The organism is Paraglaciecola sp. QJM3NY_14 (assembly GCF_056173245.1).
In genome coordinates this window covers 1,391,915-1,404,189 of the sequence record NZ_CM149664.1, presented here as the reverse complement: position 1 = coordinate 1,404,189, position 12,275 = coordinate 1,391,915, and the positions used below count along the sequence as shown (strand labels likewise).

Below are 12,275 nucleotides of genomic sequence, written 5' to 3'. Positions count from 1 at the left end.
TCAATTGCGTGTCTGTACAAAATATAGCACAACACCTGTTTTTATGTACAGTTCATTTTTACCGCCGTGCACATATAAAAAAACCAGCTTTTGGCTGGTTTTTGTTAAAGCAAAATCACAATTAGCGATTAGTGCCCTTCACTAACCTGATTAACAGTGTAACGAGGGATCTCAACCACTAAATCTTCATCTTTAATAATAGCTTGGCAACCTAAACGCGAATCAGGCTCTAGCCCCCAGGCTTTGTCGAGTAAGTCGTCTTCTAACTCATCACTCTCGTCAAGCGATTCAAACCCTTCACGCACAATGACGTGGCAGGTGGTACAGGCGCATGACTTTTCACAAGCATGCTCAATGCCTATACCGTTTTTCAAAGCAACATCCAATACTGTTGTGCCAGAAGGCGCTTCGAGTACGGCACCGTCTGGGCAAAGCTCAGCATGAGGTAAAAATATAACTTGTGGCATCTGTTGTTTCCTTAAATCGAAAAATTAATTCTGACGCTAAATAAAATTAAATGCTGTCGACCGTATGACCGGCCAGTGCCTTTTTGATCGAGTGATCCATACGTTTTTCTGCGAATATTTGACTCGCTGCATCGGCTGCGCTAATCGCTTGCTTTATCGCATCGATATCATCGTTTTTGCCTGCGATATCTAATACTTCTAGGCTAGCTTGAATAGTGCCGATTTCCGCCGCACTCAATAGCTCAGCTCCATCTGCATTCAGCGCAGCTTGTAGGGCTTCATGTACTCTTGCAGCTTCTACCTGTTGCTCTTTCAACATGCGGGCCTGCATGTCGCCTGTGGCATTCTGCATGGACGCTTTAAGCATGTCGCTGATTTGTGATTCGTCTAATCCATAAGAGGGTTTAACTTGGATCTCAGCTTGAACGCCACTGGATTTCTCCATCGCCATCACGTTAAGCAGACCGTCTGCATCTACCTGAAAGGTGACTCGAATGTGCGCAGCGCCAGCCGCCATCGGCGGTATACCGTGCAACGTGAATTTTGCTAGCGAACGGCAGTCGTCAACCAATTCGCGCTCACCTTGCAACACGTGGATCATCATAGCCGTCTGGCCATCTTTGAATGTCGTAAATTCTTGCGCTTTCGCCACAGGAATAGTGGTATTACGGTGAATGACTTTCTCAACCAAACCGCCCATAGTTTCTAAGCCAAGAGACAGTGGTAATACGTCCAGTAACAGCATTTCACCGTCAGGCTTGTTACCTACTAGAATATCAGCTTGAATAGAGGCGCCAATGGCCACCACTTTATCAGGATCAATAGAGGTTAAAGGGGTTCGGCCGAAGAATTCGCCCACTTGCTCACGCACATAAGGTACGCGAGTTGAACCGCCAACCATGACGACTTCTAGCACTTCGTCTTTTTCTAACTCGGCGTCTTTCAGCGCCCTGCGACACGCGCGTAATGTACTTTTCGTTAAGTCAGCAATTAAACCTTGAAAGGTTTCTCGACTAATAGATAAGCTGAGAAGCTTTTGCTCGTCATCGGCAAAATCCACTGTAACAGTGTCATTGTCGCTCAAGGACTCTTTAGCAAACTTTGCTTTGTCCAATAGGACCCGATGCAAACGTTTTGACAACGCCCCCTCTAGGCCAAGCTGCTGGCGAAAATGCTTAACAATCATGTGATCAAAATCATCGCCGCCTAATGCTGAATCACCGCCAGTGGCTAATACCTCGAATACCCCTTTGCTCAAGCGTAAAATAGAAATATCAAATGTGCCGCCACCCAAGTCATAAACGGCAATCACGCCCTCTTGGGCAGTGTCTAAGCCGTAAGCGATAGCGGCCGCTGTGGGTTCGTTTAATAGCCGCAACACTTTTAATCCCGCTAGTTGCGCGGCATCTTTAGTGCCTTGGCGCTGCGCATCATCGAAATACGCAGGAACCGTTACCACAGCACCGCTTAGCTCTTCACCCAAGCTCTGTTCTGCACGTAAACGCAGGGTGGTGAGTATTTCAGATGACACCTCAACTGGATTCACTTGACGGCCGGTAACATTCAGCAACGGCGAGTTCGGGTTTGACTCATCGAAATCATAAGGCAAGTCTGGATAACTGCGGCGAATATCATTGAGACTACGACCCAAGAAACGTTTTACTGAAACAATGGTATTTGCAGGGTCAAGGCTAGCATCATGCTTAGCCTGCTCACCCACCACCACTTGATCAGCGGTGTAACTGACCACTGAAGGCAAAAGGTGTTGGTTATTGTTGTCTCCCAACGTCTCTGCCTGACCACTGCGAACAGTCGCCACTAGAGAATTTGTTGTGCCTAAATCAATACCCACGGCAAGTTTACGTTGGTGAGGTGCCGCGCTCAGGCCAGGTTCTGCAATTTGGAGTAATGCCATTATAAAAACCGTTTAGTTGTTCAAAAGTCGCTTAACGCGTCTTCTTTGATTTCAATTTCGTGACGTAGCTTAAATAAAAACTTCAGCTTACGTACCAGATTTGCAGCATTTTCATTCGCCGCATCATCGGATTGCTCGAGAAAAACCCCAAGCTCACTCAACAACCGCTTAATATCCGCCGCTACTTCGTCGTCTAAAGACTCAAGGGCAGTAAGTGGATCGCTAGCATGTTGAGCATCGTCTAATTGTTCACGCCATTCCATTTGCTGCATTAAAAATGCACCGTCTTGCATGGTTTTTTGCTCATGCTGTAATTCTACACCGCGTAGCTCCAACATATGCTCAGCACGACTCAGAGGTGTTTTTAAGACTTGATAGCCGTCATTAACTTGCGCATTTTTTTGCAAAGCAATGAGTTTGTCGCGCTCGCTGGCGGTAGCAAACCTATCTGGATGCGTGAGTTTTTGTAGTTGTTGGTACGTCGCTGCAAGCGCCGCTTTGTCTACATCGAATGAAGGCGTCAGGTTGAATAGCGCAAAATAATTCATATCAATTAGCGTCTTTTGAGTTTGGCCTATGAAGGTGTAGACAATGGAAGCGTCTACATCGTGATACGTCTTAATCGTCGTTAATAAAAAGCAGGCCTGTTAGCCTGCTTCTTTGATAGCCACGTATAGCAAACCTATACGTTAAAACTTTCGCCGCAGCCACATTCGCCGTTTGCGTTAGGGTTATTAAACTGGAACCCTTCGTTCAGGCCTTCTTTGGCAAAATCTAGTTCGGTACCGTCTAAGTACACCAAGCTTTTACCATCGATAATGATTTTAACGCCATTATCTTCAAAAACATGGTCATCTTCGTTTAACTCGTCGACAAATTCCAACACATACGCTAAACCAGAACAACCCGTGGTTTTGACTCCTAAGCGCAAGCCTAGCCCTGAGCCTCTGTTTTGCAGAAAGCTAGATGCTCGTTGTGCCGCAGCCTCAGAAATTTTAATTCCCACTATGGTCTCCTCTTTCGTTTAACGTTTACTGGTGTTTCTTTTTGTAATCTTCAACGGCTGCTTTAATAGCGTCTTCTGCCAAAATAGAGCAGTGAATTTTTACTGGTGGTAAGGCAAGTTCTTCTGCAATGTCCATGTTCGAAATCTTCACGGCATCGTCAATTGATTTACCTTTAACCCATTCAGTAACTAATGAGCTAGACGCAATCGCCGAGCCACAGCCATAAGTTTTGAATTTTGCATCTTCGATAATGCCATTAGCACCAATCTTCAATTGCAATTTCATTACGTCACCGCATGCTGGTGCGCCAACCATACCGGTTGCAATGCTAGGGTCATTCTTGTCAAAACCACCTACGTTACGTGGATTTTCGTAGTGATCGATTACTTTTTCGCTGTAAGCCATGATGGTTACCTCATTTGTGAAGACGATTTCGCCTTACTGTGAATTCTATAAATTATTCAAATACTAGTGGTGTGCCCACTCAACGGTATTCAAATCAATGCCTTCTTTGTACATATCCCACAAAGGAGACATATCACGTAATTTGTCGATTGCGTTACGTACTACGCTTATCACATGATCGATTTCAGCTTCGGTGGTAAAACGGCCGATTGTGAAACGAATTGAGCTATGGGCCAATTCATCATTCAAACCAAGCGCGCGAAGTACATAAGACGGCTCTAAGCTGGCTGATGTACAAGCTGAACCAGATGATACGGCCATATCTTTAAGGGCCATGATCAAAGACTCACCTTCAACGAATGCAAAACTCACATTTAAGTTCGCTGCAACGCGTTGTTCAATGTCACCATTGATGTAAACCGCTTCAATATCTTTGATTCCATCCCATAAGCGATTACGTAGCATTAGAATACGTTCGTTCTCGGTGGCCATTTCTTCCTGTGCTATACGGAATGCTTCACCCATACCTACAATTTGATGAGTTGCCATGGTACCAGAGCGCATACCACGCTCATGGCCGCCACCGTGCATTTGCGCTTCAAGACGAACGCGAGGCTTACGACTAACGTAAAGTGCTCCAATCCCCTTAGGACCGTAAGATTTATGTGCTGAGAAAGACATCATGTCTACTTTCAGCGCTTGTAAATCGATTGCCACTTTGCCTGTGCTTTGCGCAGCGTCAACATGGAACAACACTTTACGCTCGCGGCACACTTCTCCGATAGCAGCGATGTCTTGGATCACGCCAATCTCGTTGTTTACGTGCATCACACTAGCAAGAATCGTGTCTGGGCGGATGGCCGCTGTGAATTTTTCGATATCAATCAAACCATTTGGCTCAGGATCTAAATACGTCACTTCAAACCCTTCACGCTCTAACTGGCGGCACGTATCAAGTACGGCTTTATGCTCAGTTTTCACTGTGATGAGGTGCTTACCTTTTTTGCCGTAAAAATGTGCAGCGCCTTTAATTGCAAGGTTATTTGATTCTGTTGCGCCAGAGGTGAAAACAATTTCACGAGGATCTGCATTGATCAAATCAGCAATTTGATTACGAGCAACGTCGACTGCTTCTTCTGCTACCCAACCGAAACGGTGAGAACGCGATGCAGGGTTACCAAAGTTGCCTTCGTTGGTTAAACACTCTGCCATTTTGGCAGCAACACGAGGGTCAACCGGGGTGGTTGATGAATAATCTAAATAAATTGGTAACTTAATGTCGCTCATTGTCTACTCCGCTTATTTACTGCAGGCTCACTTCGATTTCGTTGCCGGCAATATAATTGAGGTGTTTCGTTTTATCTTGTCTGTCTGCTACTAATTTCACGTCGTGCTGCGCCATGAGTTCTCCAAGAGTAATGCCATCGAGAAAAAGGCTGATGCGCTCACTTAAATCTTGCCACAAGCTGTGGGTTAAACAGCGCTCACCACCTTGGCAATCTGACTGACCTTGACAACGCGTTGCATCAACTGACTCGTCTACGGCACGAATGACCTCACCGATAGGAATGTCGCTAGGTTGGCGGCCCAACTTGTAACCGCCGCCTGGCCCACGCACACTGTCTACCAATTTTTCTCGGCGTAAACGTGAAAAAAGTTGCTCTAAATAAGATAACGATATTTCTTGGCGCTCAGATATATCTGCTAACGACACGGGACCGCGCTGTGAATGTAAGGCTACATCCAGCATTGCTGTAACAGCGTAACGACCTTTAGAAGTTAATTTCATTCTGAACACCTAGCTAAAAACTTGCAGCTATTGTCCCAAACCCGACTATTTTAGTCAAGTATTTATCCTACTGTTTTAGTCAAGTATTAGAGTGCTGTTTTTTACTGAGTCATCCATCAACAACGCTAAATTTGCGGATCGAATGACGCTTTTGCCGATTCTTTTTCCGCCGTCGTTAAATGATCGCCAAAGCTATCAATTTCAAGGGTGGGTAGTGATTTACCGCAAACAGTCCCTCCCATGTTATTGATCTCTTTACACATTTCTTCCACTTTGGTATCAATAAGGTGAACATGATCAAGCATTAATCCAATAGCATTTGCGACAGGATCAGGGTTTTCATCTGAAATAGCATAGGCATCGAAGCCATACTTACGGGCAATTTTAGCCCGGTGGCCGTTCTGTTCTTTGTTCGCGCTTGGCATCACGATGCGACCAGGTATACCCACAACGGTGGCGTTCTCAGGGGCATCCTTTACCACAACAGAATTGGAGCCCACCTTCACGCCTTTGTGCATAGTGATAGGCCCAAGAATCTTAGCCCCTGCCCCAATCACGACATTATCTTCTAAAGTGGGGTGACGCTTACCGGCGCTCCAAGAAGTACCACCAAGGGTGACGCCATGGTATAGGGTAACGTTATCGCCAATCTCTGCGGTTTCACCTATCACCACACCCATACCGTGATCTATAAAGAAGCGACGGCCAAGCTTAGCGCCAGGATGTATTTCCACTCCTGTCGCCCAACGGGAGAACGTTGATAAGCTGCGAGCTAACCAGCGCCAATTGGCCTTCCATAACCGATGACTTAAACGATGAAACCAAATGGCATGCAGCCCTGGGTAATTCGTCAAAACCTCGAACGTATTGCGCGCTGCTGGGTCGCGGTGAAATACACTCTGGATATCTTCTTTAATACGTTCGAACATTGTTATGTATTGTCTTTGCTGGACTTTTCGATAGATGCCAATATGCCGCGCAATATGTTCAGCTCCTGGGTTTCAGGACGAGCACGATTGAACAAGCGACGTAATTTGGTCATGACCATACCTGGATGTTGCGGAATGATGAAATTCGTTTTGTGAAGGGTTTGTTCCAAATGGCTATAAAAGCCTTCAAGATCATCCGCCAGCGGGTATTCTTCCTGCACACTCGTCTCTCGTCGCGTCTCATTAAGATGCGCCATGCGAATTTCGTAACACAGTGTTTGTACAGCTGCAGCCAAGTTCAACGAGCTATATTCAGGATTGGCGGGAATACATACATGAAAATGGCATTGCTGTAGCTCCTCGTTACTCAAGCCGTTGTTCTCACGGCCAAATACTAAGGCAACAGGATATTTAGGCACTTCGGATACTAACTTTTCACCGCATTCGCGAGGTTCAAGCATAGGCCAAGATAACGTTCGCGAACGGGCACTTGTGCCGACCACTAAACCACAATCCGCTACTGCTTCTGCCACGGTGGAGACAATTTTCGCGTTGGCCAGAACATCCCCAGCCCCAGCAGCTAACGCGCTAGATTTACCGTCGGGCGGTGATACTGGATCAACCAAAACCAATTGGCTCAAGCCCATGGTTTTCATGGCGCGCGCTGTTGAACCAATATTGCCGGTGTGGGATGTATTAACCAGTACGATTTTAATATTTTCTAGCATAGCAAAGGATTATCTGTGATTTATGGAGATTTTAGGGCGCGGATAATAGCACATTTTGCGTGCAAAAGTAGTGTAGGCGCGGTGCGCAGAGTGATCCACATGCTACAAAAAATGTTAAGGCGTTCTAAGGTTGAAAATTCGACCGAACGTCAGTCCACAGCCCCTTTATAAAATTGGCAAGAAGCAAAGCGTTCATAGTCACTCAAAGGCTTCAAATAAGTGTTTTCTACCGCCACCCCAAACTCTATTTCGTCATGAGTTTCCACTTCGAACGGCGCAACTCAAGGGTGATTTCCCGGCCCGCTTAACTGCACGTAAGGATATTGAGTGACATTCCAAAAGCCAGAAATCAACGTTTGTTGGCGGTTAAGTTGTACTCATCTTGCTTGGCCTCGTTAGCGCCTGCTTGAGGACTGTTAACAAGCATGTAGGTATCATCTGAATTTAGCAGCAACTGGGTATCTGCGTCACACGCTGTAGTGCAAATGCTAACGCCAACAAACACTTCATCACACTTTCCTTAGGGGCAACATTGTATTTATGCTTGATAAAGCTCCAACGGTAAACCATCTGGGTCGGCGAAAAAGGTGAATTTTTTGAGGGTATATTCATCAATCCTGATTTCCTCTACCTCAACGCCCTTCGCCGTCAAGAAAGCCGCTGTGGTTTCAACATCATCCACCACAAACGCTAGGTGCCGTAAGCCTTGTGCTTCTGGGCGACTCGGGCGCTCTGGAGCCCCAGGGAATGAAAAAAGCTCAATCTGCCCGCCATCAGGCAGCGCTAAATCTAATTTATAAGAATCACGATGCGCTCGGTAGTTTTCAGCAATAATGCTCAACCCTAGAATTTCGGTATAAAAATGCTTTGAGCGTGCATAGTCAGAACAAATGACAGCGACGTGATGAATGCGTTTTAACATTGAGTACTCTCTATTGGCCATTATCAGGTACGAGTTATCAAGTGTCCTCACCCAGTACACTTGAAGATATCAAAGAGCGCTTACGCTAACATAGTTTGCTATAAATCCAGATTATGATTGCGAATATTCTGTAGTTTGGTAAACTGCGCGGCGATTTTTTGTTCACTTGCTAGCAAAAGCAAGGCGAGTGACAAATTCTTTATCTTAACGTTCTTTTAAAAATTGGTGGTTTTACTATGCATCCTATGCTGAATATAGCAGTGCGCGCGGCGCGTTCTGCGGGCAACGTCATTGCCCGTGGTTTTGAAAATCAATCTGAATTAATGATTGAAGCCAAGGGCAGTAACGACTTCGTTACTCGCGTCGATAAAGAAGCCGAGCAAGCAATTATTCGCAAAATTCAACAATCTTACCCTGACCATTGTTTCGTGGGTGAAGAAGGCGGCGTAGTAGAAGGTAGCAACACTGATTACAAATGGATCATTGACCCGCTAGATGGCACCACTAATTTTATCAAGGGTATTCCCCACTTCGCAGTATCCATCGCTTTAATGCATAAAGGTCGTTTAGACCAGGCGGTTGTGTTCGATCCTATTCGTGGCGAACTATTTACCGCAAGCAAAGGCGCTGGCGCTCAACTTAACGGTTTCCGTATTCGTGCTAGTAAAGCAAAAGAGTTGAACCAAACGATCCTTGCCACCGCACTTCCATACAAAAACAAAGATGCATTACCAACTTATCTTGAAAGCTTCCGTAACATCTTTTTCCAAGCGGGTGATGTGCGCCGTAGTGGTTCAGCTGCTCTGGATTTAGCCTACGTAGCCGCTGGTCGTTACGACGGTTACTGGGAGAGTGGCTTGAAGCCATGGGATATTGCAGCGGGTGAACTTCTCGTTCGTGAAGCTGGCGGCCTGGTAACAGATTTCAAAGGTAATAACGACCCTATGCATAACGGTGACATCGTTGCTGGAAGCGCTAAAGTCGTGCAAACCCTAGTCAAGAATTTGAAAGCTTAAGGTTGTAATAGGTTAAAAGTGTAATGGCTTAAGAACGTATGACCTTTTTAAAGCGAGCCCTATGGCTCGCTTTTTTTTTGGCTAAAAAATACGACCAATCTTCGCATTCAAAAGCTGAGTACTAAGTACCGGGTATTGAATACTGAGTACTGGGTAGACAGTGTTAGCATAAACACACCACTAAAAAAGCCGCTTAATGGTTAATCAAACGGCTCTCGATGCGCAACTCTGTTTACCCTTATGGGTAATCTAATTTTCTACAGCATTGACTCTTGGTCAGCGCCTTCTTTTTCAATCTCAGTTGGCATCAAGTCTTCGCGGCTTACACCTAACCATAGCGCCACTAAGCTGGCAACGTAGATAGACGAATACGTACCGATTATCACACCAAACAGTAACGCAGTCGCAAAACCATGAATGGTTGCTCCGCCCAAGAAGAACAATGACATCAATACCAATATCGTCGTTAACGAGGTAATAATGGTACGGTTCAAAGTCTGGGTCAGTGAAATATTAATGATCTCTTCGGTTTCTGAATTGCGGATTTTACGGAAGTTTTCACGGATCCTATCTGATACCACAATCGTATCATTCAAGGAATAACCGATTACTGCCAATACAGCGGCCAGTACCGTTAAGTCGAATTCCAGTTGTAGAATTGAGAACAAACCTAATGTGATGATCACGTCGTGGGCAAGTGCCACAACTGAGCCCAAAGCAAAACGCCATTCGAATCGCATTGCTACGTATACCAGAATACAAAGCAAAGAAACCAGCATGGCTAACCCGCCCTGTTCTGCAAGTTCATCACCAATATTTGGCCCAACAAAAGCGATACCGCGTTTTTCAACGCTTGGATCGGCAGCTTGCAACGCAGCAACTACCCTGTCGCCAATTTCAACGTTCTTCACGCCTTCCATTGGAGCAATGCGTATTAGTATGTCTTGGCTGCTACCGTAGTTTTGCACTGTAGGCTCAACAAAGCCGGCTTGAGTTAACTCAGCGCGAACCGCGTCTAAGTTAGCCACACCTTCATATCGCATTTCAATCTGCGTACCGCCGGTGAAGTCCAAACCCCAATTAAGCTGGTTAACACCAAGGGATACCAGAGAGCCGATAACCAGTAACGCGGATAGTATCGCTGCGGGAACGCGCAACGACATAAAGCCAACGGTTTCTTTCATGTTTAGCAATTGCATGTCAGCGCTCCTATATTGATAATTTTTTCAAAGGCTTACCACCACACCATGCATTTACAACAGCACGGGTAACAAAAATAGCGGTAAACATGGAAGTGGCAATACCAATCATTAACGTGATCGAGAAGCCTTTAATTGGGCCTGTGCCCACAGCAAACAGAATCAGACCCGCAATGAAGGTTGTAATGTTGGCATCAAGAATGGTCGAGAATGCACTGTCATAACCGTGATGAATTGCCTGTTGGGGGCTGCGCCCTTCCCGTAGTTCTTCTCGGATACGCTCGAATATCAGAACGTTTGCATCAACCGCCATACCGACCGTTAACACGATCCCGGCCATACCAGGTAGCGATAATGTCGCGCCCGGTATCATCGACATAATGCCAACGATCATCACTAGGTTTAGAGTCAGAGCAAGGTTCGCGACCAAACCAAATGCTTTGTAGTAAATCAGCATAAAGATTAGTACTGCGACAAAGCCCCAAATGATGGCTTGTGTACCCAGTGCGATGTTCTCTTTACCTAAGCTTGGCCCAACGGTGCGCTCTTCTACGATTTGAATAGGTGCTATCAGTGCACCAGCTCTGAGTAGTAGCGACAGGTTATGCGCTTCTTGTGGCGAATCTAACCCGGTAATACGGAAACTACTGCCCAAGCGCGCTTGAATGGTAGCGATACTGATCACTTCACGCTTCGCTTCAAAAATCAGCTTGTCGTTAGCATCTCGCTCACCCGTTGATTTATATTCAATGAAGACGGTCGCCATCGGCTTACCAATACTGTCTTTGGTAAACTGTGACATCTTACTGCCACCTTTAGAATCAAGTGAAATATTCACCTGAGGAATACCGTACTCATCTGCGCTAGAGTTAGCATCAATGATGTGGTTACCGGTCAGAATGATTTTCTTTTTCAGCAGTTGCGGCTGACCTTGCTGGTCGAGCACCAGTTCAGAGCCTGCAGGTACACGCCCAGCAACAGCATCACGTACATCATGGTCTAAATCTACAGAGCGGAATTCCAAGGTCGCCGTTGCATTTAGAATTTCTTTAGCACGGGCAGTATCTTGTATGCCAGGTAATTGCACAGCGATGCGGTCAACGCCTTGCTTTTGTACACTTGGCTCAGCTACACCCAGTTGGTTTACCCGGTTACGGATTATGGTGATGTTCTGCTTTACCGCGTAATCACGGGTTTCAGCAAGCTTCTGCTCTGACATACTGACCACGATTTTCAGGTCATTTTTCTCAGTGAAAACCAAGTCACGATTACGGTTACGTAAAAAAAACTCTGCCTTATCTAGGGTATCTTGGTCACGGAAGAATATTTCCACTCCACCTTCAACTTGGCGCACTGTGCGATAGCGAATACCTTCTTCACGAAGTGCACTTCTAAAATCGGATACCATATCTTCAAAAGACTTATTGACTGCTGAGTTCATGTCCACTTCCATTAGGAAGTGCACACCACCGCGCAAATCGAGCCCAAGCTTCATAGGTGCACCGCCAATGGCTTCAAGCCATGCTGGCGTGTCTGGAGCTAGGTTCATGGCCACGTAGTAGTCATCACCTAATGCTCGTTGCAGGGTTTCTCGCGCGATAAGTTGACTATCAGAATTGGTCAAGCGAACTAAAATTTGTTCATTATCTAAAGCGATATTTTTTGTTTCTATATTCTCGCTAGATAATGTTTCTGTAACTTTGCTTAGCAGTGACTCATCGACACTGGCATTGCGGCCGGCTGAGATTTGAACGGCATAGTCTTCACCGTACAAATTGGGAGTGGCGTATAGAGCACACATACCGACGATAAAAATCAGTACAAGATACTTCCATAACGGAGTTTGGTTTAACACGTAAAAATCCTTCCATTTTGAATGTCGTAAACATAAATAAAGC

14 protein-coding genes are annotated in these 12,275 nt (G+C 45.7%); 1 reads left to right on the top strand and 13 read right to left on the bottom strand.

Features of this window, described 5'->3' with window-relative positions:
- Positions 1-128: 128 nt before the first annotated feature.
- The 11 genes from fdx to gloA2 form a co-directional block, all read right to left on the bottom strand.
- A complete protein-coding gene (fdx, locus tag AC0VYA_RS05965) occupies positions 129-467 on the bottom strand; it encodes an ISC system 2Fe-2S type ferredoxin (RefSeq protein ID WP_006992099.1) in 339 nt (112 codons plus the stop codon).
- 46 nt (positions 468-513) lie between these two features.
- Entirely contained in the window at positions 514-2,382 is a 1,869-nt protein-coding gene (hscA, locus tag AC0VYA_RS05960) for a Fe-S protein assembly chaperone HscA (RefSeq protein WP_475490386.1), read from the bottom strand.
- A gap of 20 nt (positions 2,383-2,402) precedes the next feature.
- The gene (gene hscB / locus AC0VYA_RS05955; protein WP_475490385.1) at positions 2,403-2,930 is read right to left on the bottom strand and encodes a co-chaperone HscB; all 528 of its coding nucleotides are present in this window, start codon (positions 2,928-2,930) and stop codon (positions 2,403-2,405) included.
- 134 nt (positions 2,931-3,064) lie between these two features.
- On the bottom strand, positions 3,065-3,388 hold the full coding sequence (gene iscA, locus AC0VYA_RS05950; RefSeq protein WP_006992096.1) for an iron-sulfur cluster assembly protein IscA: 324 nt from the start codon (positions 3,386-3,388) through the stop codon (positions 3,065-3,067).
- A 25-nt stretch (positions 3,389-3,413) separates the two neighbouring features.
- Positions 3,414-3,794, bottom strand: coding sequence for a Fe-S cluster assembly scaffold IscU (iscU, locus tag AC0VYA_RS05945; RefSeq protein WP_011574094.1), 381 nt, complete (start codon positions 3,792-3,794; stop codon positions 3,414-3,416).
- 63 nt (positions 3,795-3,857) lie between these two features.
- On the bottom strand, positions 3,858-5,081 hold the full coding sequence (locus tag AC0VYA_RS05940) for an IscS subfamily cysteine desulfurase (RefSeq protein ID WP_475490384.1): 1,224 nt from the start codon (positions 5,079-5,081) through the stop codon (positions 3,858-3,860).
- Between the two features lie 16 nt (positions 5,082-5,097).
- Entirely contained in the window at positions 5,098-5,583 is a 486-nt protein-coding gene (gene iscR, locus AC0VYA_RS05935) for a Fe-S cluster assembly transcriptional regulator IscR (RefSeq protein ID WP_006992093.1), read from the bottom strand.
- Positions 5,584-5,708: 125 nt separating this feature from the next.
- Positions 5,709-6,512, bottom strand: coding sequence for a serine O-acetyltransferase (cysE, locus tag AC0VYA_RS05930; RefSeq protein WP_011574092.1), 804 nt, complete (start codon positions 6,510-6,512; stop codon positions 5,709-5,711).
- Positions 6,513-6,514: 2 nt separating this feature from the next.
- Positions 6,515-7,240 carry a tRNA (cytosine(32)/uridine(32)-2'-O)-methyltransferase TrmJ gene (gene trmJ, locus AC0VYA_RS05925; RefSeq protein ID WP_473479104.1) on the bottom strand — a complete coding sequence of 242 codons (726 nt, stop codon included), beginning with the start codon at positions 7,238-7,240 and terminating at the stop codon, positions 6,515-6,517.
- A gap of 349 nt (positions 7,241-7,589) precedes the next feature.
- The gene (locus AC0VYA_RS05920; protein ID WP_475490383.1) at positions 7,590-7,745 is read right to left on the bottom strand and encodes a hypothetical protein; all 156 of its coding nucleotides are present in this window, start codon (positions 7,743-7,745) and stop codon (positions 7,590-7,592) included.
- A gap of 33 nt (positions 7,746-7,778) precedes the next feature.
- The gene (gloA2, locus tag AC0VYA_RS05915; protein WP_475490382.1) at positions 7,779-8,162 is read right to left on the bottom strand and encodes an SMU1112c/YaeR family gloxylase I-like metalloprotein; all 384 of its coding nucleotides are present in this window, start codon (positions 8,160-8,162) and stop codon (positions 7,779-7,781) included.
- Positions 8,163-8,398: 236 nt separating this feature from the next.
- Between gloA2 and suhB the strand changes: the two genes are divergently transcribed.
- Positions 8,399-9,178, top strand: coding sequence for an inositol-1-monophosphatase (gene suhB, locus AC0VYA_RS05910; RefSeq protein ID WP_011574088.1), 780 nt, complete (start codon positions 8,399-8,401; stop codon positions 9,176-9,178).
- A 257-nt stretch (positions 9,179-9,435) separates the two neighbouring features.
- Here the strand turns inward: suhB and secF are convergent, their stop codons facing one another.
- A complete protein-coding gene (secF, locus tag AC0VYA_RS05905; RefSeq protein WP_011574087.1) occupies positions 9,436-10,377 on the bottom strand; it encodes a protein translocase subunit SecF in 942 nt (313 codons plus the stop codon).
- Between the two features lie 10 nt (positions 10,378-10,387).
- Entirely contained in the window at positions 10,388-12,232 is a 1,845-nt protein-coding gene (gene secD, locus AC0VYA_RS05900) for a protein translocase subunit SecD (RefSeq protein WP_011574086.1), read from the bottom strand.
- Between the last annotated feature and the right edge of the window lie 43 nt (positions 12,233-12,275).

Coding starts and splice junctions, on each gene's coding strand:
- secF (WP_011574087.1), bottom strand. CDS start 10,377: ATGCAATTGCTAAACATGAAAGAAACCGTTGGCTTTATGTCGTTGCGC.
- trmJ (WP_473479104.1), bottom strand. CDS start 7,240: ATGCTAGAAAATATTAAAATCGTACTGGTTAATACATCCCACACCGGC.
- fdx (WP_006992099.1), bottom strand. CDS start 467: ATGCCACAAGTTATATTTTTACCTCATGCTGAGCTTTGCCCAGACGGT.
- hscB (WP_475490385.1), bottom strand. CDS start 2,930: ATGAATTATTTTGCGCTATTCAACCTGACGCCTTCATTCGATGTAGAC.
- cysE (WP_011574092.1), bottom strand. CDS start 6,512: ATGTTCGAACGTATTAAAGAAGATATCCAGAGTGTATTTCACCGCGAC.
- iscR (WP_006992093.1), bottom strand. CDS start 5,583: ATGAAATTAACTTCTAAAGGTCGTTACGCTGTTACAGCAATGCTGGAT.
- hscA (WP_475490386.1), bottom strand. CDS start 2,382: ATGGCATTACTCCAAATTGCAGAACCTGGCCTGAGCGCGGCACCTCAC.
- iscU (WP_011574094.1), bottom strand. CDS start 3,794: ATGGCTTACAGCGAAAAAGTAATCGATCACTACGAAAATCCACGTAAC.
- suhB (WP_011574088.1), top strand. CDS start 8,399: ATGCATCCTATGCTGAATATAGCAGTGCGCGCGGCGCGTTCTGCGGGC.
- gloA2 (WP_475490382.1), bottom strand. CDS start 8,162: ATGTTAAAACGCATTCATCACGTCGCTGTCATTTGTTCTGACTATGCA.
- AC0VYA_RS05940 (WP_475490384.1), bottom strand. CDS start 5,081: ATGAGCGACATTAAGTTACCAATTTATTTAGATTATTCATCAACCACC.